At 61.2% G+C, this 21,044-nt stretch carries 21 protein-coding genes; 7 read left to right on the top strand and 14 right to left on the bottom strand.

What is annotated here, in order from left to right; all coding sequences use genetic code 11:
• Nucleotides 1-15: 15 nt before the first annotated feature.
• From feaR to PSUM_RS07705, 9 genes are all read right to left on the bottom strand, one after another.
• A complete protein-coding gene (gene feaR, locus PSUM_RS07665; protein WP_083349308.1) occupies nucleotides 16-936 on the bottom strand; it encodes a transcriptional regulator FeaR in 921 nt (306 codons plus the stop codon).
• A gap of 153 nt (nucleotides 937-1,089) precedes the next feature.
• Nucleotides 1,090-2,040 (bottom strand): PDR/VanB family oxidoreductase, encoded by a 951-nt coding sequence (locus PSUM_RS07670; RefSeq protein ID WP_020799601.1) that lies wholly within the window; start codon nucleotides 2,038-2,040, stop codon nucleotides 1,090-1,092.
• 158 nt (nucleotides 2,041-2,198) lie between these two features.
• Nucleotides 2,199-2,939 carry an SDR family NAD(P)-dependent oxidoreductase gene (locus PSUM_RS07675; protein ID WP_083349309.1) on the bottom strand — a complete coding sequence of 247 codons (741 nt, stop codon included), beginning with the start codon at nucleotides 2,937-2,939 and terminating at the stop codon, nucleotides 2,199-2,201.
• A gap of 10 nt (nucleotides 2,940-2,949) precedes the next feature.
• Nucleotides 2,950-3,450, bottom strand: a complete 501-nt coding sequence (locus tag PSUM_RS07680; RefSeq protein ID WP_033044314.1) for an aromatic-ring-hydroxylating dioxygenase subunit beta — start codon at nucleotides 3,448-3,450, stop codon at nucleotides 2,950-2,952.
• Entirely contained in the window at nucleotides 3,447-4,730 is a 1,284-nt protein-coding gene (locus tag PSUM_RS07685) for an aromatic ring-hydroxylating oxygenase subunit alpha (protein ID WP_020799605.1), read from the bottom strand. The genes PSUM_RS07680 and PSUM_RS07685 overlap by 4 nt, the downstream gene beginning before the upstream one ends.
• Before the next feature lie 29 nt (nucleotides 4,731-4,759).
• Nucleotides 4,760-5,878, bottom strand: a complete 1,119-nt coding sequence (locus PSUM_RS07690; RefSeq protein WP_020799606.1) for an amidase — start codon at nucleotides 5,876-5,878, stop codon at nucleotides 4,760-4,762.
• The gene (locus tag PSUM_RS07695) at nucleotides 5,875-6,345 is read right to left on the bottom strand and encodes a nuclear transport factor 2 family protein (RefSeq protein ID WP_083349310.1); all 471 of its coding nucleotides are present in this window, start codon (nucleotides 6,343-6,345) and stop codon (nucleotides 5,875-5,877) included. The genes PSUM_RS07690 and PSUM_RS07695 overlap by 4 nt, the downstream gene beginning before the upstream one ends.
• A 3-nt stretch (nucleotides 6,346-6,348) precedes the next feature.
• On the bottom strand, nucleotides 6,349-6,720 hold the full coding sequence (locus PSUM_RS07700) for a hypothetical protein (protein WP_020799608.1): 372 nt from the start codon (nucleotides 6,718-6,720) through the stop codon (nucleotides 6,349-6,351).
• 40 nt (nucleotides 6,721-6,760) lie between these two features.
• Nucleotides 6,761-7,924, bottom strand: coding sequence for an acyl-CoA dehydrogenase family protein (locus PSUM_RS07705; RefSeq protein ID WP_083349311.1), 1,164 nt, complete (start codon nucleotides 7,922-7,924; stop codon nucleotides 6,761-6,763).
• A gap of 323 nt (nucleotides 7,925-8,247) precedes the next feature.
• Here PSUM_RS07705 and PSUM_RS07710 point away from each other — a divergent pair, with 323 nt between their 5' ends.
• From PSUM_RS07710 to PSUM_RS07740, 7 genes are all read left to right on the top strand, one after another.
• On the top strand, nucleotides 8,248-9,732 hold the full coding sequence (locus PSUM_RS07710; RefSeq protein ID WP_020799610.1) for a sensor histidine kinase: 1,485 nt from the start codon (nucleotides 8,248-8,250) through the stop codon (nucleotides 9,730-9,732).
• A 169-nt stretch (nucleotides 9,733-9,901) separates the two neighbouring features.
• A complete protein-coding gene (locus PSUM_RS07715) occupies nucleotides 9,902-11,053 on the top strand; it encodes an amine dehydrogenase large subunit (protein WP_020799612.1) in 1,152 nt (383 codons plus the stop codon).
• A gap of 13 nt (nucleotides 11,054-11,066) precedes the next feature.
• Complete coding sequence (locus PSUM_RS07720) at nucleotides 11,067-11,606, top strand: MauE/DoxX family redox-associated membrane protein (protein ID WP_020799613.1); 540 nt, start codon at nucleotides 11,067-11,069, stop codon at nucleotides 11,604-11,606.
• A 5-nt stretch (nucleotides 11,607-11,611) separates the two neighbouring features.
• Nucleotides 11,612-12,238 (top strand): methylamine dehydrogenase accessory protein MauD, encoded by a 627-nt coding sequence (gene mauD, locus PSUM_RS07725; protein WP_020799614.1) that lies wholly within the window; start codon nucleotides 11,612-11,614, stop codon nucleotides 12,236-12,238.
• A gap of 18 nt (nucleotides 12,239-12,256) precedes the next feature.
• Complete coding sequence (locus tag PSUM_RS07730; protein WP_008062110.1) at nucleotides 12,257-12,778, top strand: methylamine dehydrogenase light chain; 522 nt, start codon at nucleotides 12,257-12,259, stop codon at nucleotides 12,776-12,778.
• 144 nt (nucleotides 12,779-12,922) lie between these two features.
• Nucleotides 12,923-13,444, top strand: coding sequence for a cytochrome C (locus PSUM_RS07735; protein WP_083349312.1), 522 nt, complete (start codon nucleotides 12,923-12,925; stop codon nucleotides 13,442-13,444).
• Between the two features lie 342 nt (nucleotides 13,445-13,786).
• Nucleotides 13,787-15,211, top strand: coding sequence for an undecaprenyl-phosphate glucose phosphotransferase (locus PSUM_RS07740; protein WP_033039829.1), 1,425 nt, complete (start codon nucleotides 13,787-13,789; stop codon nucleotides 15,209-15,211).
• A 77-nt stretch (nucleotides 15,212-15,288) separates the two neighbouring features.
• On the opposite strand, the gene PSUM_RS07745 is transcribed toward PSUM_RS07740, so the two are convergent.
• From PSUM_RS07745 to PSUM_RS07765, 5 genes are all read right to left on the bottom strand, one after another.
• Nucleotides 15,289-16,401: a glycosyltransferase 61 family protein gene (locus PSUM_RS07745; protein WP_020799617.1), complete on the bottom strand. Its 1,113-nt coding sequence runs from the start codon at nucleotides 16,399-16,401 to the stop codon at nucleotides 15,289-15,291.
• A gap of 71 nt (nucleotides 16,402-16,472) precedes the next feature.
• A complete protein-coding gene (locus tag PSUM_RS07750) occupies nucleotides 16,473-17,615 on the bottom strand; it encodes a hypothetical protein (protein WP_042955685.1) in 1,143 nt (380 codons plus the stop codon).
• Between the two features lie 239 nt (nucleotides 17,616-17,854).
• A complete protein-coding gene (locus PSUM_RS07755; protein WP_083349313.1) occupies nucleotides 17,855-18,598 on the bottom strand; it encodes a WecB/TagA/CpsF family glycosyltransferase in 744 nt (247 codons plus the stop codon).
• Nucleotides 18,598-19,785, bottom strand: a complete 1,188-nt coding sequence (locus PSUM_RS07760; RefSeq protein ID WP_083349314.1) for a glycosyltransferase family 2 protein — start codon at nucleotides 19,783-19,785, stop codon at nucleotides 18,598-18,600. The genes PSUM_RS07755 and PSUM_RS07760 overlap by 1 nt, the downstream gene beginning before the upstream one ends.
• Nucleotides 19,782-20,984 carry a glycosyltransferase gene (locus PSUM_RS07765; RefSeq protein WP_033039820.1) on the bottom strand — a complete coding sequence of 401 codons (1,203 nt, stop codon included), beginning with the start codon at nucleotides 20,982-20,984 and terminating at the stop codon, nucleotides 19,782-19,784. The genes PSUM_RS07760 and PSUM_RS07765 overlap by 4 nt, the downstream gene beginning before the upstream one ends.
• Between the last annotated feature and the right edge of the window lie 60 nt (nucleotides 20,985-21,044).

The following is a 21,044-nucleotide window of genomic DNA, read 5'->3' on the forward strand; positions in this document are numbered from 1 at the left end:
AGAACGACAACGCGGTCAGTGCTGGCTATAGCGCTTGCGATAGGCACCCGGTGACACGCCAAAACGCGATTTGAACGCCGACGAGAAGTAGCTGGAATCGGAAAAACCCCAGGCGTAACACAGTGCCGACAGCTTCTGCTCGACATCGGCACGGCGCAGGTTTTCCGCGCAGAAGTCCAGGCGCCGGTGCTTGATGTATTGCGCCACCACCAGGCCGCGCTTGGAGAACATCCGGTACAGGCCGCGCACGGAAATCCCCACTTCTCGGGCGATCAGTTCAGGGCACAGCTCTTCGTCGCTGAGGTGCGCGTCGATGAAGGCGATGATCTTGCGGAACTGCCGCTCATGGGGATCGGCATTGCTGTCACGGGCGCTGATCCCCGGCAGCAGCAGGCTGACCAGGGCGTCGAGCACGGCCTCGCTTTCCTGCATGTCCAGCCCTTCTTGCTGGCGGGTCTCCATTACGAGCTTGTTGGCCATCGCCGCCAGAGGGCTGTTGGCGCCGATGCGCGTGGCGCAGTTCACCGCATTGAAGTGCGTACCACGCTCCACCACCTGGCGCGGCAGGATCAGCGACAACTGGCGCGAGTCATCGTTGTAGGTCATGTCGCTGGGGCGGCTGGCATCGATCAACGCGATGTCGCCACAGCCCAGTTGCGTGCGGTTGTCGCCCTGTTCCAGGTGCGAGCTGCCGTGCAGCTGGAACACCGCGTAATAGTGGCCGTCGCTGCTGGTGCTGACGTCCTTGCTGGTGCGATACAGATGCACATGCGCCATGTCGACCACACTGAGGTTGATCGCGCCGCTGCGAAACTCCGTGAGTTGGCCGTAGAAGTCGGTGTCCAGCGCCCTGGCGTCAAAACGCCCGCAGGCCTGGTTCACCTGGCTCAACCAACTTTCGAACGCCTCATTGCGCACCGTCGATGCTGTAATCATGTCCGCAAAGCCTCACAGTTCTTGTTGTTATTCTCGACCGCTTCGCCGAGCGGTTCGGTAAATAGTGTTTCGTACTCCAGCCAACCCCTCCCTTGGCGGCCGCCGGGCCTCATTCAACAGACTCCGGCGTCGGCTTTCCAGCGCGCAAAGCGATTAAATGTCCAATACCAGACGAGCGGAAAGTGCCCGTGAAACGCAGGCGCAAATCTGCTGGTTGGAGGCCTTTTCCTTGTTGGAAAGGCAGTTGTCGCGGTGCTCCGGCACGCCTTCCAGCACTTCGACGATGCAGGTGCCGCAGATGCCTTCGCGGCACTCGGTGTCGATGTCGCAACCGTGGGCCTGTAATACGTCCACCAGGCTGGTGTTGGCCGGCACTTGCAGCACTACACCGGAACTGGCCAGCTGCACTTCGAAACTGCCGGCCGGAGCGCTGTTGGCCGCCGGATCCGCAGCGAAGTGTTCAAGGTGAATGGCCTCATCGGCGCGACTGCGCGCAGCCACTTCCACCACTTTTTTCATGAACGGTGCCGGGCCGCAGGTGTAGACGTGGGCCGCCGGGTTGGCGCGATCCAGGCATGCGCTCAATGCAGCGTCCAGATCGCCCGGTTCGACGCCGTAGTGGAACTCTACGTGATCGGCGAAATTCGTTGCCAGCAGTTCGGTAAACGCGGCGTACTGCGCCGAGCGGGCGAAGTAATGCAGGCGATACGGCTGGCCGCTTTCCGCCAGTCGATAGGCCATGCTCAACAGGGGCGTCACGCCAATGCCAGCGGCGAACAGCACATGTTCGCGGGCATCGGGATCGAGGTGGAACAGGTTGCGCGGCGCGCCCATTTCCAGCTCCATCCCCTCTTCCACTTGCTCATGCAGGGCCTGCGAGCCCCCGCGTGAATTTGCCTCTTTTTTCACCGCCACCAGATAGGCGCGGCGATCCTGTGGCGGACTGCACAGGGAATACTGGCGGGTCACGCCGGTCGGCCCGGTCAGGTCGACGTGGGCACCCGGTTCATAGGTGTCGAGCGGCTGGCCGTCACTGCGCACGAGGCGAAAGGAACGGATATCCTGCGCTTCTTCGACGATCCTTTCGATTTTCACCTTCATCATGGCATCACCTGAATACTGTTGTCTTGGGTACTGCATCCTGTAGGAGCGAGCATGCTCGCGATGAACCTGAGGTCGCCACGGGGTGTCAGGTTTCCCGTGTCATCGTTGACGACCATCGCGAGCGCGCTCGCTCCTACAGGGGGGCATTTTTCTGTGGCTTAGCGCATGAACAGGCCGCCGTTGACGTCCAGGCACGCGCCGGTGACGGACGTGGCGTTGTCGGCGATCAACAACAGCACGCTGTCGGCGATGAACGCCGGGTCGCCGAGGGTGCCGGCCGGGATCATTTTCAGGATCTGTTCCAGACGCTCCGGGGCCACGGTTTCGCGCACGATCGGCAAGTCCAGCGGACCTGGCGAGATGCTGTTGACCGTCACCCCTTGCGGCGCCAGTTCACGGGCAAAGACTTTGGTCAGCGTCGCCACGCCGCCCTTGGCCGCGGCGTAATGCGCGCCGGTCGCGGTGCCGCCGTTTTGCCCGGCCAGGGAAGCGATGTTGACGATGCGGCCAAAGCCACGCTCGGCGAAGTGTGCGCCGAACACCTGGCAGGCGACGAAGGTGCCGCGCAGGTTGATCGCCATCGACTCGTCGAACTCTTCGGGCGTGATGTCCATCAGCGCCGCGACTTTCGACACCCCGGCGTTGTTCACCAGGATGTCGCAGCCGCCCCAGTGCTCGACCAACACGTCGCGGGCATGCTGGAAGTCGGACTTGCTGCGCACGTCCAGCTCAATGGCGATAGCACTGGCACCACTGGCATCCAGCTCGGCAGCCAGTTGACGCACGCCATCGAGGCGCACATCGGCCAGGGCGACGCGATACCCCGCCCCGTGCAGACGACGGGCGATGCACTCGCCCAGTCCGCGCGAGGCACCTGTTACAAGGGCTACTCGACTCATGATGTTGCCCTCACAGGAGGAAGCCGAGCGCGCTCAGGCTGTCGGTGGAGTTGATCAGCCGTACCACTTTGCGCTCCAGGGTCGGCACGCCATCGGTGAAACGGATGCGGTGGTTCAGGTCGGCCACGAACGGTGTGTGCACGCCGCGTTTGTAGGCGTACAGCAGCTGCGCCGAGTTGACTTCGACGATGTCACCGGCGGCTTCGACCAGGCGGAAACGCGAGATCGTGCGAATGGTTTTCGCCGCATCCACCGCCGACGGCGAATAGCCGGCGGTCAGGCGTTCGATGCGCAGGTCACGCATGCGTGCGTCGTCGTAGGCGTAGTTCAGCGTCGCCTCGAAGTCTTCGGTGTCCGGGTCGATCGGCACGATGTACTTGCCGCTTTCACTCCACAAGGTCGCCCACTCGGCGTAGTGCTTGTGGTCGAGCAGTTCGGCCTCGCGCCAGATGAATTCGATGGCCTGGGCCAGCGGGCCGGAAAAACCGTTCAGGGTGTCGTGATTGCTCATTGGCTCATCATCCTTTTCCACATGTCGTAGGCTCCGCGCATGCCGCCCTCGTCGGTGGCGTGGCTGACCTTGTCGCCGTTTTCAGCGGTGATTTCGCGGTTCAGGCCGCGGTTGACCAGGATTGGCGCATCGACGCCGGCGTACGAGCCACGCTGCACGCGGTCCCAGGCTTCGGCATCGTCAGGGCTGCCGAAACCGAACGGGCCCTGGAAGTGTTCGTGAATGCGCATGCGTTCGCGGTTGGCGATTTCCGGGCCGCCGTCCATGCCCAGGGCAACGTGACGGATCTCGGTTTCAGTGACCGACACCGGACGCAGCACGCGGAAGAACGACATCGACATGGCCACGTTGGGGAACAGGTTCAGGTTGAAACCGGCGCCGTGCAGCGAGCGCACGATGCGCCGTACCTGGTCGGCCGGCAGGGTCTTCGACAGTTCTTCAGTGACGTGGGCGAAGCGCTCTTGCAATTGTTCAGTGCCGTCGTCGTGATCAAGATCAACGTGCTCCGGCACCATCACCATCACACTGTGGCCGTTGCCCAGGGAGTGAGTGACCGCTTGCTCGTCGGTCATGAACGAAAGCATTTCCGAGGTTTCTTCATCCACCGACGACATGAACGACTTGTGCACGATCGGGAAGTGGTAACCGTCGGTGGTGTTTTCCAGCTGGATCTTCCAGTTGCCCTTGAAGCTGAACTTGTGTTCGCCCTGGGTCTTGATCGGGTAACCGGCGCCCTGCTTCATGAACAGGTCCATCCAGTGTTTGGCGCCGCCGAGGAAGTCTTCCAGCGGTTCGATCTCATCGTTGTAGCTGGCGAACACCATGCCGGCGTAACTCTCGACGCGCAGGCTGGTCAGCGGCAATTCGGACTTTTCCAGGATGCCTTCGTAGCCATCCGGATACGGCAGCGCACGCAGCTTGCCGTCCAGGCCATAGGACCAGCTGTGGTACGGGCAAGTGAAACCGGTGGCGTTGCCCTTGTGCTTCTCGCACACGGTGGCACCGCGGTGGCGGCAACGGTTTTCCAGCACGTTGATGTTGTTCTTCTTGTCGCGAACGACGATCACCGGGCGACGGCCAATGGTGGCGGTCTTGAAGTCGCCGCTGTTGCGCACTTCGCTTTCGTGGGCGACCCACACCCAGGTGCGGTAGAAAATCTTTTCCAGCTCGGCTTCGAACAGCGCCGGGTCGTTGTACAGCGAGACATCGACGCGGTCGTGCTGGACCAGCTCTTCGGGGCTTTTCGACGTTGCGATCAGCCGGTATTCATGAGTGCTCATGCGGTTCTCCTCATGGCTTCTTGTTAGATTTAAAGGATTGAGGCTTGCAGCTGCGCACCGAAGGCGCAGACCAGTTCGTCCTGACCTTTGCGACCGACAATCTGCAGGCCGACTTTCAGCCCGCCGCAATCGAGTTCCACCGGCACCGTCAGCGCCGGATGGCCACTGAGGTTGAAAGGACGCGCCAGCGGGGTCATGCCGGCCACGGCCTTGCTGCCGCTACGCGCTTCGCTCAGCGTGGGTGGAAGGCTCGGCAGCGTCGGCAACAGCAGCACCGCGAAGTCTTCCAGCGCGGCATCCACCTGTTGGGTAAAGCGAGTACGCACGATTTCTGCCTTTGCGAGCTCTTCACGAGTAGTGCGGCTGGCTGCGAGCAGACGGGTTTCCACATCGGCGCCGATCAGGCCCTTGCCGGTCAGGTGGCCGAACGCTGCCCAGTTTTCGAAATTGATCACGGTCAGGCCGGCGGCGAACGCCGCTTCGAACTCGCTCAATTGCAGGTGGCTGCGGCGCCAGCCCGCGCGGTCGGCGGCAGCACCGAGGCTGGCTTGCAGGTGCGCGTCGCAGGCCACTTCGAGGAAGCCGACCTTGGCGCCGTCACCTGGCAAACCTTGCACATTGAAGCCCGGGCAGATCACCTGCATGGCGGCGATCAGGTCGTCCATGGTCCTGGCGAACGGCCCCACGCAATCGAGGCTGGAGGCCAGCGGATGCGCGCCAACGCGGCTGACACGGCCAAAAGTCGGTTTTAGTCCGGTGATACCGCAGCAGGCCGCCGGCACCCGCACCGACCCCCCGGTGTCGGTGCCGATAGCGATGTCCGCCAGGCCCGCCGCGACCGCCGAGGCCGAACCGCTGGAGGAGCCGCCCGGCACGCGGTCAGGGGCTTGCGGGTTGATCGGCGTGCCGGTCCAGTCGTTGATGCCGGTGACGCCAAACGCCAGTTCGTGCAGGTTGGTCTTGCCGACGATCTGCCAATTGGCGTTGAGAATCGCGTCCACCACTTCGGCGTTTTTCGTCGCCGCTGGTACGTCGGCAAACGCACGGCTGCCCGAGCGGGTCGGATGGCCGGCAATGTCGATGGAGTCCTTGATGGCCACGCGTTTTCCGCTGCCGCCGAGGAGGAATTCGCTGACGAAAGTACTCATGCATTCAGCTCCGTATTAAACAGCCGTTGCGTGCGAAAATGCGCGATCAGCCAGACGCCGTCGACACAGCGGAAATCGATGTTCAAGCGCGTGCCGAACAGTTCGCTGCGCTGATCGGCATAGGTGGAAATCTGCTGCATGATCCACTGCCCCTGCGCCGCGTTGCCGTCGACCAAGATCGACTCGCTGGTGAGGTAATGCAGGTTCAACTGGAAGTGATCCGACGGCGGCAGGTAACCACCGACAAACGCCGCCACGGCCTCGCGTCCACGATGCTGGCCGAAGGTCTGCGCGGTCTCGCGCCCCACGCCTTCCCAGATCGCATCGACGCAGAACAGCTCGGCCAGTTCGCTGACCTGGGTCGGCACCCGCGGCACGTCGCAGAGGTCCATGTAGCGCGCCATCAAGCGACGCACTGCGCTTTCCCCTTCGAGCGTCGCCAGACGCTGCAGCAAGGCCTCGTCCATGGCTTACACCTTGGCCGCGTCAGGGATGGTCAGCGGGCGACCGATGCGCGCTTCGACCTTGGCGTAGCGCCACAGGCTGTATTCGTTCACCGGCGTGGTGCGGAACAGGTTGCAGGCGTCGATGACCGACTGGTGGCAGTCGACGTCGGCCATGATGTACACGGTCCAGGGCGAGGTGGTCGAAGGGCCGACCATCAGGCGGTCGTCATCCATGGCGCCGAGCACGTTGATGCCGGGCATCGCGCCGAGATCCGCCATCATCCGGCTGAAGCCCTTCCATACGCTGAGGCCTTCGCCGGTAGGCAGGTCAAAAAAGTTCTGGGTGATGCCGATGCAGAAGACGACGCGCAGCGGTTCTTGAGTGGTTTGAGTCATGTGTATTGATCCTTGAAAATGAAGCTCTGGAATAAAGTGTTCAGATGTAGCCCGGGAACGGCTGCACGCCGAGGAACACCGAGCCGGCGCCGTCATACAGCCCTTCGCTGAGGAAGGCGTGCTGGGTCACCACCATCGAGTCGCGCAGGTAACGCTGCAGTGGATGGCGCAGGTAAATGGCGGTGGTACCGGCCAGGCTGTAGGCGCTTTGCACCACCTCGGCGCCGGCCTGGGACACGTGAATGGCGGACAAGCGCAACAAGCTGGTCTGCTCCGGGGTGACCGGATTGCCGGCGAGGATCGAGTTCCATACCTGTTCGGTGGCGCTGTAGAAGAAGCCGCGTGCGGCGCTGAGCTTGGCTTCGGCCTTGGCGATTTCGATGCGCACATAAGCGCGGTCGGACAGTTTCGGCGCACCGGTGATACCGCTGCCGCCAGCCATGCGGCTGATTTCATCGAGGGCAGCGCGGGCAAGGCCCAGGTTGACCACCGCCAGCACTTGCGCGGCGTAGGCAATCGAGGGATAGCGGAACAGCGGTTCGTCGATGGTCGAGGCGCCACCGCGAATGAACGTCCAGCGTTCGTCGACGCGCTTGTCGGACACGCGCAGGTCGTGGCTGCCGGTGCCCTTGAGGCCGACCACGTCCCAGTTCTCGATGATCTCTACCTGCTGCGGACGGAACACCGCGGTGCGTGGCTTGCCGCCCGCAGCACCGATGCCCACGCCCAGCAAGTCCGCGCCCATGCAGCCGCTGGCGAATTTCCAGGTGCCGTTGACCTGATAGCCGCCTTCTACCGCCTCGGCCGGTTGCAAGGGAAACAGGCCGCCGGCGAACACCAGGTCCGGGCTATCGGCGTAGAGTTCAGCCAGGGTTTCGCGTGGCAAAGCCGCCAGATAGACGCCGGCACTGCCGAAACTGGCCACCCAGCCAGCGGAGCCGTCGGCCTCGGAGATGCGTTCGATCATTTGCAGGAACTTCGCCGGCGCCAGGGCGTCGCCGCCGTAGCATTTCGGCGTGGCGGCGCGGTAGATGCCCACCTGCTTGAAGCGTTCGATCATGTCCCGTGGCACATGGGAAACGCTGTCGAATTCGTTGCGACGTTGGCGCACTTCTTCCAGCACCTGCGCAAAGGCCGGGCTGTCGACGACATTCTCGTCAACACCGATCGGTGCGTCTTGTTGCACGACCGCTGAACGCAGCATGGGCTTTCTCCGTTTTGCTTATTGTTAGTGGGGGCCACACCGCACCGCTGTCTGTAGGAGCTGCCGAAGGCTGCGATCTTTTGATTTTGTTTTTGGATCAAGATCAAAAGATCGCAGCCTTCGGCAGCTCCTACAGATAAAGGCGTGGTCACCCTTGCATTGCGGTCCAGTGTAAAAACCGGATGCCGGCGCAACTATTGGTGCGTGCAGCCCCCCGCCTAAAGAAATCCCCTAGATCCACACCGGTTACCTCTGAGCGCATGCCGCTGTGCGAGCAGGTATAAAACGCCATACTGCAAATCTCTGCCGCCAGGGGCCGTGTGATGTACCAGCCAAAACCGAACGACTTCCATGCGCTGATCGAAGCCATGCCGCTGTGCATCATTCTTCACGATGCGCAGACCAAGGAAATTCTCTGGGCCAACGCCGCCGCCCTGGCGGCGCTGGGTTTTACCCTGGAGGAATTGACGCCGCTCAAGGCCCCGGACATGACCCGCGACGCACCCAAGTACCGGCGCTCGGTGGGCCTGCGCTGGCTGGAAGGTGCTGCGCGCACCGGCCAGCGCGCCATCGAGTGGTGCTATCGCTCCAAGCAAGGGGTGGAGATTCTTTCCGAGGCCGTGGCGACCCTGGTGCATCTGGACGGTCGGGATGTGTTGATGGTGCAGTTCCGCGACATCTCCAAGGAGGACAAGGTCAAGCGCGACCTCAAGCGTTTCGAAAGCCGGCTCAAGGCCTTCATGCAGGATCTGGCCGAGGGTGTGGCGGTGCTCGGTCCCGAGGGCGATATCGGTTTTATCAGCGACTCCGGCGCGCACTTGCTCGGCAGTGAAGTCCATCCGTTGATGGGCCAGAACTTCCTGGCCTGGTGCGACGAGGCTTCGCGCCAGCGCCTGCTGCAAAAATTCGCCCATGAGACGCCGGAACACACGCCCTTCAACGTGCATTACCAAGTGCAGCGCCAGGACGGCGAATGGCGCTGGCATGACGCAACGTGCCGTTATATAGAGATTGAAGACGACCTGGTCGGCCATCTGCTGCTGTTCCGCGACGTCACCGAGCAGGTGCAGGCCGAAGACGCGCGGCGGGTCAGCGAGCAGAAACTCGAATACCTGGCGCGCTACAACGCCATGGGTGAAATGGCCGTGGCCATCGCCCATGAACTGAGCCAACCGCTGGCCGCCACGCGCAACTTCATCGAGGGCGCGGTGATTCGCCTGGGCACCGCAGCCGACGCCGATCAAGGCGTCACCTGGGGTTTGCAGAGCGCCGTGCGGCAGATCGAGCACGCCTCGGTGATCATCAAGAGCGTGCGCGACTACGTCGTTAAACTGGAGCAAAGCGAAGAGCTGATCGACCTCAACGAACTGCTGCGCGAAACCCGCTACTTCATCAGCCTGCGAGCCGATCCGAGCCTGGTGCGCGTGGAAGTCGTGACCTCACCCGAGCCGCTAAGGGTGAGTTGCGAGAAGGTGTTGATCGGCCAGGTGATCCTCAACCTGGCGTTCAACGCGATCGAAGAAATGGCCGACCTGCCGCTCGAACGTCGGATTTTGCGCATTCATGCCAGCGCCGCCGACGGCGTGGCGCTGGTGCGCATCGAGGACAACGGCCGCGGCATCCAGGCCCAGGCGCAAGAGAAGCTGTTCGACGGCTTCTTCTCGTCCAAGGTCAGCGGCAACGGCATTGGCCTGGCGCTGTGCAAGAACATCATCGGCCGTCACCGGGGCGATATCTGGGCGCAAAACCTGGAGCCTTGTGGTGCGGTATTCAGCTTTTCCCTCCCCCTGATCCCCCCCGCGATCTGATCGTTCCCACGCTCTGCGTGGGAACGATCCCCCCCGACACTGGCACAGATACACAAACACTTGGCAGGCAGGGCAATTCCCGCGATTGCCGGGCGAGGCACTATTCGATGGTCAGAATCTGCCCACTCACCCGCGATCCGCGTTACCAATAATTCAGGAAGTTCCCCTTATGCGAACAAACAGGATCTCCGTACAGTCAGCGCTAGGCCTGAGCCTGCTTGTACTCGGCTTGAACAGTGCCCGCGCGGATTTGCCCGCCGACACCGGCATCGGCCAGACCACCCTGGCCTTCCCCGCTGAACCGCACCGGGCATTCGTCGTCGATGTCGAGTTCGAAAGCTTCGTCGCCGGCCGTGTCACCGTGGTCGACCCCGACCAGAAACGCGTGCTCGGCATGGTCCCGACCGGCTTTGCCGCGCCTTCGGCCCTGAGCCATGACGGCAAGCTGATCTACAGCGCCGACATCTGGTATTCGCGCGGCACCCGCGGCACCCGTACCGACGTGCTGACCGCGTGGGACAGCTCGACCCTGTCGCCGGCCTGGGAAGTACTGATCCCGAACAAGCGCGCCGAATCGCTGACCCAGCGCTACGGCCTGAAGACCAGCGGCGATGACCGTTTCGTCTACGTCTACAACTTCACCCCATCGACCTCGGTCACTGTGGTCGATACCCAGACCAAAGCGGTTGCCTCGGAAATCGCGATTCCCGGTTGCGTGCTCAACTACCCGGTGGGCAAGCGTCGCTTCGCCTCGCTGTGCGGCGACGGCAGCCTGCAGGTGGTGACCCTCAACGATCAAGGCCAGGAAAACGCGCGCAACCGCACGCCGTTCTTTGACCCGAACGCGGAAAAACTGGTGGAGCGCGCGGTCAACGTCGGCGACACCTACTACTTCACCACCACTACCGGCACCGTGCGCGCCGTGGATTTCTCCGCTGACACGCCGAAAATCCTGCCGAGCTGGTCGCTGGTCACCGACGAAGAGAAGAAAGCCGGTTGGGCCCCGGGCGGCTGGCAGCTGATGGCGGTCGCGCCGAAGCTGAACCGCTTGTACGTGCTGATGCACGACGCCCACGAACCGATGAAGTGGGAAGACCCGAGTCCCCTGATCTGGGCCTTCGATCTGAAGACTGGCAAGAAAATCGCCACCCTGGAAGCACCGGTACCGGTGTGGAGCATGCAGGCCACCGGCGACGACAAGCCACTGCTGCTGGGCACCGACGTTGAAGGCGGCTTGCAGATCTTCGACCTCAAGACCAACCAGCACACCGGCAGCATGGCCAAGGTCGCAAAAACCGCGACCCAGGTCATGAGCTACTAACAGGGATCAGGCCATGCAATCAGATCCGATCTTCATCATTGCCAGCGCCATCGCAATTGCGGTGCTGCTGGCCAGTGCCGCGACCCACAAGGTGCGAGCGCCAGCGCGCTTTCGCAAACAACTTGCCGATTATCAACTGCTGCCCGACGCGCTGGTGCGCCCGAGCGCGCGGTTGATCCCGCTGCTGGAACTGGCCATTGCGTTCGCGTTGCTGGTGCCGGTCAGCCGCCCCTGGGCAGCGTTGAGCGCGGCCAGCCTGCTGGCGCTGTACGCCGCCGCCATCGGCATCAACCTGTGGCGTGGGCGTCGCGACATCGACTGCGGCTGTGCAGGTCCCGACCAGGCGCAACCGCTGCGCCCGGTCCTGCTGCTGCGCAACAGCGTGCTGGTGGCGCTGGCATTGCTGGCAAGCGTAGCGCCGGTAGTGCGCGACATGACTGTGTTCGATGGCTTCGTGACCCTGGCTTCGGCCGCCGTCGCGCTGCTCATCTACGCCGCGGCCGATGGCCTGGCGGCGAACTCCCCTCTTCTGCTCAAATTGATTGGTAGGTAATCACAATGGAAGGCTTGATAGTTTCCAACGTTCTGCTCTGGGTATTGCTGGTGGCCGTGGCGTTCGTCGTCATGGGCCTGGTCCGTCAGATTGGCGTGTTGCACGGCCGTCTGGCCCCGGCCGGCGCGCTGATGATGGACAAAGGCGTGGCCGTCAACGAAGCCGCACCGCAAGTGACCGCTGCCGACCGTAATGGCCGCCCGGTGAACTTCGGTTATGCCGGCGAGAAATCGCAACTGCTGTTCTTCCTCTCGCCGACTTGCCCGATCTGCAAATCCCTGCTGCCGGCGATCAAATCCATCGCCAGGGAACAAGCCAGCACGCTGGACGTGGTGTTCGTCAGCGATGGCGACATGGACGCCCAGCAAGCGCTGATCCGCGAGCACAAACTCGAAGACGCCACTTATGTAGTCGGCCCGGAAGTGGGCATGACCTACCAGATCGGCAAGCTGCCGTACGCAGCCCTGATCGACAAGTCCGGCACCCTGCGCGCCAAAGGCCTGGTCAACTCCCGCGAGCACCTGGACAGTCTGTTCGAAGTCGAGCACCTCAAGCACGCGACGCTGCAGCAATACCTCAATGCGCAACCCCACGACCACGCTCATGACCACAGCCACGGCCATAGCCACTGATAAGGCAGGGAGACCTTCATGAAACTGCTGGATCTGTTATTCGAACGCTCCTCGCGCCGTGTTGCCGACACGACTTCGCGCCGCAAACTGCTGGCTCGCATGGGCTCGCTGATCGTCGCCGGTGCCGCCCTTCCCGTGCTGCTGCCGCTGGATCGCACCAGCAAGGCGCTGGCCGCCACTGACCCGAAAGCCGGTGACCCGGGTGATCCAAACAGCTGTGACTACTGGCGCTACTGCTCCATCGACGGCTTTCTGTGCAGCTGCTGCGGCGGTTCGGTGACTTCCTGCCCACCGGGCACCGAGGCCTCGCAAGTGACCTGGATCGGCACCTGCCGCAACCCGGCCGACGGCAAGGACTACATCATTTCGTACAACGACTGCTGCGGTAAACAAAGCTGCGCCCAGTGCGCCTGCACCCGTAACGACAGTGAAGAACCGGCCTACCGCCCGTTCAACAACAACGATGTGAACTGGTGCCTGGCCGCCAAGTCGCACATCTATCACTGCACCGTTTCGATCATCCGTGGCGTGGCGGTCTGACACGCACCACCGCCGGTTGCCCACGCGATCGGCGTTTTTTTTAAAAGATCGCAGCCTGCGGCAGCTCCTGGATTGACCGCGTGCTCCTGTAGGAGCTGCCGCAGGCTGCGATCTTTTCAAGGCACAACAAATAAGGGGTTCGAAATGCGTCGTTTGCTAATCCTCGGCCTGGCCTGCGCCCTGACCACCCCGCTCGCCCAGGCCCGGGCCATCCCCGACCCTACGCAGCGCCACGCGCCGGGCAACGAGGAACTGCAAAAGCCCATCGCCGAAGCTGGCTACAGCGTGGGCGTTAACTATCAGTTGCAATGTGCCGGTTGCCATCTGGGCAACGGCATGGGCTCGGCGGCCAATGACACCCCGAGAATGACCGGATTTGTAGGCAACTTCCTGAAAGTCCCGGGCGGCCGTGAATTCCTGGTGCGCGTGCCGGGCATGTCGCAATCAGCGTTGAACAACGCGCAGCTGGCCGACCTGCTCAACTGGCTGATGCGCGAGGACGGCATGGCCGGTAAAAGCCGACCCGCCGATTACCAGCCCTACAGTGCCGACGAAGTGGCGGCGTTGCGCGCCAAAACCATGCTCAACCTGCCAGGCACTCGCGCTGAACTGATCAGCAAGATGCGCTCCCAAGGCATCGCCATCGAAGACGGCATGAGCAACTGATAACGCTGCTTGTTCGCAGCCGACGTCCCAGGTCCTCCCGCCCATCCAGGCATACAATCCAGTTTCTACCGATGGTCGTCCAGTCACTCCAAAAGCAGGCCGCCCGGTGCCTGCGTGCATGCCGCAGACTAAACTTCGTCCATTGCGTGAATGAATCCACACTGCTGCTAAAGTGATAGCACGGGATGCCGCGTTCTCCCCAGCTTTGCGAATTTCGGTGGAAGGAGGATTTCTCGACTATAAGTAGCTTGCCGTTGAGGCTAAAGCTCTGAAACGAAGGTGGTTTTGACCTGGATCGCGTTCGGGTTGGGCGCGAGGGGGCAGCAAAAATGGGATCTGATCATGATTTTTGAGCCGAGCAGTAGCCGTTCCGTACTCCAGCGAAGAAGCAGTACCAGTATCTTTATCCAGGCAGGCCTCGATAGCCTCGCTGTCACCGGTGTCGCGTGGTACCTGATTGTTTATCACATAGGTTTCATCACCCAGGCTTATGTGATCATGGTCCTGTTGCTGCTGGGGGCGCTTGCGGTCGTCTACGACCACTACGCGATTTATCGAAGCAATGTCGTGTTTGCCGTCAAGGCCTTCAAACTGTTCAAGGCGTGGACCGCCGCTTTTTGTTTTCTCGTCGCCATGGCCTTTCTTACGAAACAAAGCGAACAGTACTCACGCTTGCTGGTCGGTGAGTTGTTCGTCATCGGGTATTTTGCCCAGCTGCTTTTGCACCTCGCGACCCGTGAACTGCAAAAGAAATTCCTGGCCCACCCCACCCAACGGGACAACGCACTGATCATCGGCTCGGGAGAGCTGGCGGACTTCCTGCACCAGAAAATCAGCAACAACCCCTGGTTGGGTGAACGGGTAGTCGGCTCCGTGTTGATCGGGGCGGCCGACGACCGGGGCAAGGATGGTTCGGAAAACCCCAACCGCCTGGCGATACTGGGTCATATTTGCGATCTTGACGACCTGGTCGTCCAGCATTCGATCCGCACCGTCTACTTCGTCACGCCACTGGACGGCTCCCAGGTGATCAAGGATGTGTATCTGAAGCTGTTCGACAAGCACATCTCGGTCAACTGGGTGCCAGACATCTTTTCCCTGCGCTTGATCAACCACAGCGTTCGCGAGATCGCCGGCATTCCGGTGCTGACCTTGTCGGAAACGCCACTGATGGGCATGCGCCTGCTGCTCAAGAACCTTGAAGACCGCGTGCTGGCGTTTCTGCTGTTGCTGATTGCGGCGCCAGTGCTGGCCATCGTGGCCATTGCCATCAAGCTCGACAGCCCGGGGCCGGTGTTCTTTCGCCAGCAACGGATGGGCTGGAGTGGCGGACCGTTTCGCATCTGGAAGTTCAGGAGCATGGTGGTCCATCAGCCCGAAGACGGTGTAGTCAAGCAAGCACAAAAGAATGATCCGCGCATGACCCGGGTCGGCGCCTTCATTCGACGCACCAGCCTGGATGAGCTACCGCAGTTGTTCAATGTACTGATGGGGGAAATGTCCCTGGTCGGGCCGCGTCCGCATGCCATCCAGCACGACGCGCAGTATTCACCCGACATCGCCGACTACTTTGCCCGCCACAACATCAAGCCAGGCATTACTGGCCTGGCTCAAGTACGTGGCTATCGCGGTGAAACCAAAGACATCGAACAGATGATTCGCCGGGTGGATTCGGACATCGAATACATCAACAACTGGTCGCTGTGGCTCGACTTCGTCATCCTTGCCCGGACGGTGACAGCCTTCTCCGGCAAGCATGCCTACTAATCGTATCTTGATTGCATGAGCCGCCCGGTAACGCTGACGACCAGCGTTACCGGGTTAAGCACGAGGCCGCAAAAGCGTCAGGCCGGGAACAGGTCGAGAGTACGCTCAACCTCATCGGGATCGATCCGGAAACCTTCGCCGTCCGGGGTGCCCACCACAAAACCGAAGTTTTGCTGATCGCGATCCGTCAGGTATTTGAAAAAGCAGACGAAACGATCAGGGGGTTGCAGGACCAGCAGCGAACCACCGGGCGCAAGGACATTGACGCCGTGTATGAGTTGACTGCCTTCGATGCCGATCACGGTCCTGGCGCCGGCACAAGCCGCGACGATGGTCGCCACGTCGGATTTCGAGGGGTCGATGATGCGAAAGCCGCGGCGCTCGCGCAGGCGTTCAGCCAATTCCAGTTCATTGCGCAGCAACCGCAACTCACCCTTGTTGCCCCGCAGCACGAACACCCCTGGGTGCGAGTTGACGTTGACATGGGACAACAACTTTTCCGTCATGGCGCGAAAGCGCATGTGCTTGTGGCGGTTCTGGCTGATGTCGTCAAAAATCACCAGTTCACGAAAAAATGCGTTGCGCATACGCAGCGGATTCATGCCCAGCCACTTTTCATAACCGGGGGCGTGAAGTATCCCGTGCCGGGTTACGCTGATTTCGGTTTCAGCGAGTTCCGTGGTCACCGGAACGCCGAGCTGGCTCGCCATGGGATAGGTGATGCAATCATCCACCATCCACGATCCAAACCACTTATTGCCGCCCACAGTGCAATACATCGCTGCGCGATCGATTTCGTGTTCTATGCGAATCTTCGGCAACCAACCGGCCCTGGGCGATAACCAGGATTTGGCATCACCTTTGTAAAGCGCGCCGTCGATCAGCCAGGCGTCCTTGAGCAGAAAGGCGCGAGTGGGGCCGTGCTGCACGAGCCCGTTGCCCTCCATGGTGCGACGGGGATGCTCGAAGGGATAAAACTGCCATCCCGTCACGCGTTCAAGCTGGTTGGGCAGGTAAAAAGCAGGGGGTGCAATCGATTCATCAGGGGGAGCCACGTCCCAGGTTTTTACCGCGACACTTTGCAGGTCCAGCGGCGCTTTCCTGGCAACTTTCTCCTTGAACATGTGTTTATACGCAGCAAAACTCCATTTCGCCCCAGCGCCGCTCACCAACATATTCGATTGCGACATAAGGATTACCACTCTAATGCGTTTAAATATAATTAGCGCTTGTCGTCCTTGTGCGCACTATCAAACTCCAGTCAATTGCAAATAATACTTTCCATGACAGGTGGTACCTTCAGATGACCGTATCGAGCGCGTAAAGTCTCGAGCAGTTGTTCCGGTGGTGCCTTGGCGCAATGAAGATAGACCTTGCTCAGTCCGCCAAATCCCATTTCGCGATAGCGCTCGGCAATATCCTCATCAGTTTGCCCGTCCGGCAAACCCAGATGCAGGGTCAGTTCTTTTCCCTCTACGGCAAACAAGGGTGTTTCCCAGAGAAATTGCGCAACGCCCACCTTGGGCAGCCGGACAAACAGATAGCCATGGTTATTCAGGGTATCGACATCGCCGCCACGCCTTCTTTTCCATTCCAGCAAACCGTCGTCCGGGCGCGCCAGGCAAGTGCCGATATCGTAATAATCAAAGCCGTTTTCCAGCGCCCATTCCAGCGCCATGAAGGTGGTGATCGAGTTGATTTCCCTAAGCTTTTTCGCATTCGAATAGACTGTTTCGGGGTAGCCGAAACGGATCGTGCTCCAGTAGCGCTTGCCCGCGCGGGTAATCACGCAGCCAAGGTGACAGGCGACCACCTCGTCTTCCAGCAGCACCAGGTCCAGGCGGCCGGCGGTTTTGGCCACCCTTCGCACCTCCTGCTGCTCAATTTGCGAAGCAGACGTGCCATGCCTTGCGCTGGCATAGGGTTGCAGCATGCCTTGGTCGGCGCTTTCGATTTCATCGTCGTTCAACGCCTGTTTAAGGCGATAGCGCAAACGGTTCTTGCGAAGATTGCGCCGCAGCTCAGAGTTATATCTTGCGGTGATGTCCTCGATCGAGCGGCCCAGAGGAACTACGGCGCTGAGATATTGGGGCACACAGAGTGCGCCCGGCGTCGGTATTTCACTGACGAACACCGTTATGCCTGGTTTATTCGCCCTAAGTTGCTGATTGGCAACCTGAGGTTCAGCACCCATGAGAACTTTCACAAATTCACGCTGTGCCTTACGCCCCATATAGAGAATGTCGTAAGGACTCTCTTCGCGCAGCTTGAACCTGACAAATTCCCAGCGCCAAAAACAGGCTCGGCCGGCAATATCGCGCAGCCAGGCATGGGCTTTCCGCAGTTCAAAGCGTACCGACGGCGTAATCAACTGACGCAACAGTCCCTTTACATATTCTTTCATTTGGTATTAACACTAAATGATTAAGGAAGATTATTCGAAAGTTCGAATCAAGGAATAACGAACTGAAAATCAGGCTTCAACACGATGATGGCCGGCGTCAAACTTTCGTCGCCATTCGCACCAAAGGCGAAACAAATTATTACCGCGTCAGCAAGTCGTCGCTTACATGAGCAGTAAAGATGCTACGCCGGAGTTTTGCAAGATATTACGCTGCCGAGCCTGTTCCTGCGGCACGCACCTCACCCCCGGGTCGGTACCGGGCAGGCAAGCGTTCTCAATATGAACAGAGGGTTACCGACCACATAACGACTGAACAGCCGCTTGGGTTCACTGAGCAGCCTGAATACCCACTCGCAACCCAGGCCTCGCACCCATTGCGGAGCGCGACTCACCTTGCCGCCGAGAAAGTCCAGGATCGCCCCGCCACACACGATCAGGCAGGGCACGCCGCTGGCCGCCAGCCGGGCGGCAACGATTTCCTGCTTGGGCATGCCCATGCCCAGCACCACCAGTTCCGGCTGATGTTGCCGGGCAAGTTCGAGGTAGGTCTGCACATCGTCGAAACCATGGTGGACAGACACGACATTGACTGCCAATGCCGTTTGGCAATGCTTTGCCGCATGGACCAGGAAAGGCTCTTGCGTGCCCCATAACGCCACGCGCCGCCCTTTATAGGCCGACAGTAACTTGGGGATGAAGTCCGTGCCGTTCATGTTCAACCCCGGCTCCCTGCCCATTCGGCGAAACAGGATCGACATGCCGGAGCCATCGCGCAGCAACACATCGGCGGCCGACAGTGCCTGGTAGTAGGCATCGTCCCCGGCAACCAGGTTCATCGCATGGGCGTTGACGAACCCGAGCACCGTTGCCCGCTGCGGCCAGGCCAATGCCTCGATCAAGCGCTGCTCTTGATCGCTATCGCCGATGACCTTGAGTGACTGGATGATCGTTTGCCAGTTGTGCTGCCAGGCCAATGCGCGCATCAGGAGTCATCTCGCTTGGAGCGCACCCATTCAACCTGGCGTTTAACCAGGAAGCCCAGGTACAGGGGGATTTTCTTCAGTGCGTAGAACGGTGCGTACAGCAACGCGGAAAACGCGATGATGGCGCGACCGAACTGACTCCACGCCAGCAAGATGGTCATCATCAACATGACCACCCCCACCGATGCGATCAATGCCGGCAGCCATGCACCGAACAGCAGCAACACCAACCAGGACAGGACAAACGCCGCGCCCAACAACAACGTCAGCAACGCCAGTGGCGGCACCAATAGATCCAGGGTCATGGCCAGCAGGTTGAAGTTGCGTCGGGCAAGCGACTCCACCAGTAATTTTGGCGCGTCGCCCAGGATCACGCCCAGGTGACCATGCTCCCAACGCGTACGCTGGGTCGTGAGGCCTTCGTCACTGCGCGGGAAATAGCTGGTCACCAGGGCATCAGGGCAAAACATCGGTGGCTTGCCGCTGCGACAGAAATCCAGGCCCATTTTCAGGTCTTCGACGATGTGACCACTGGCAAGCGTGATCAAGGGCAGGTCCCGCCAGACGAACGCCATGCCCGTGCCCATCAACTGACAGGGCAACCCCAGCCGAGCCCAGCCTTGCGGTCGCACCCGATTTTTGACGCACCAGGCAAACTCGGCGATCTGCACTTTCAGCCCCGAACCCGCTGGCGCACGCATCAGGTCAAGCGCCTGGGTCGGCCGCCCCGAGTCGATGCACTGTATGGCCAGGCGTTCGATGAAGCCCTCGTTCACCTGGCAATCGGCATCGACAATGATCAGCACGTCCGGCGCATCACCGGCCAGGTGACGCGCGCCAAAATCCAGTGCATAGCCCTTGCCACGCTGCTGGGCATTGCTGCGCTCCACTACCTCTGCGCCGGCCGCACGCGCCATCGCGGCGGTGTCGTCCGAGCAGTTGTCGGCGACCACCAACAGGCGGTCGCCCTCCTGCAATTGCGGGCGCAGGCAATTCAAGGTGGCCTGGATAATCGAGGACTCATTGTGGGCCGGCACCAGCACCGCGACCCGAGGTCGCGGGCGTTGTGCGAGTGCTTGCGCACGCACCGGCAAGCCAGCCAGCAGCACCTGCACGAACAGCACCAGTACCGGCAGGAGGATGATCGCCAGCGGTACGCCGAGTAGCCAATTGAGGAATGTGATCATGCTTGCGCCTTGAACAGGTGAGCCAACTTGGTCGCTTCGGTATCGATATCATGGCGCTCCAGCACACGCTGATAAGCCGCTTCGCCCATGCGCTGCAACTGCTCGACCGGCTGCGCCAGGCAGTCCGCCAGCGCCACCGCCAACTCTTCCACCGCGCCCGCGGGAAACAGCCAGCCGTTCTCGCCCTGGCGCACCAGCTCGGGAATGCCCGCCACATAAGTGGTCAGCACCGGCCGGCGCAACGCCATGGCTTCCATGATGACCACCGGCAAGCCTTCGGCGAAGCTGGGCAGTACCAGGGCCCGCGCGGCGAGAATTTCCATGCGCACCTGTTCGCTGCTGATCCAGCCAGTGATTCGCACACGCGATTGCAGGCCGTGCCGGGCAATCAATTCTTCGATCTGCGGGCGCATTTCGCCGTCGCCAGCCAGGACCAGTTCGAATGCCACGCCTTGTTCGGCCAAGCGGCGAGCGGCCTCCAGCAACAGCAATTGGCCCTTCTGCTCACACAGGCGCCCCACGCAAACCAACCGCGGCGCAGACGGCACCGCCACTGCGGGCACATCGTGAAAGGCCCGCTCCAGGCCACAATGCACAACCTTGACCCGAGCCCAATGCGCCGGGTCGACCCAGCGATACAACTGGCTGCGCCCATAGGCACTGATGGCCGCGACAAACGCCGAGCGCCGGACTTTCTCGCCCAGGTGAATGAACTGCGGTTTGTCGAACTCTTCCGGACCATGCACGGTAAAACTGTACGTCGGCCCGCCAAGTGCGTTGGCCAGCATCACCACTTCGGTCGAGTTGGTGCCGAAGTGGGCATGCACGTGCCGGGCACCGAACGCCTGCATCCAGGACAGCACGCGGCAAGCTTCGAGCAAATAGACCAGATGGTACGGCCAGGAACGATCGGCGCGCCGCCCCATGCGCAGCGCCAGCCACAGCGTCGAAAAGAACCGCCGCGGTTGGGTACGCAGCACCTGCAGCGCAGGTCGCAGCAGCGCTTTGACGCCGTCCGCCAGCACGTATTGGGTCTTGCTGCGTTCAGACTCGTCCTCGGTGTCCACCAATTCGGCATCCCAGCCTCGCAACGCGATGCGTTGGACCTCAAAGCCCTGGCGCTCCAGCGCCAGGATCTCGCGACGAATGAAGCTATGGCTGACCTTCGGGTATTGATTGATGAAATAAGCGATACGCATGGGCACCCGGCTTGAATGTCGTCGAAGTTGTTACTGCAGGTACCCCCACAGTAGTCCAGT

The organism is Pseudomonas umsongensis (genome assembly GCF_002236105.1).
Lineage (GTDB): Bacteria > Pseudomonadota > Gammaproteobacteria > Pseudomonadales > Pseudomonadaceae > Aquipseudomonas > Aquipseudomonas umsongensis.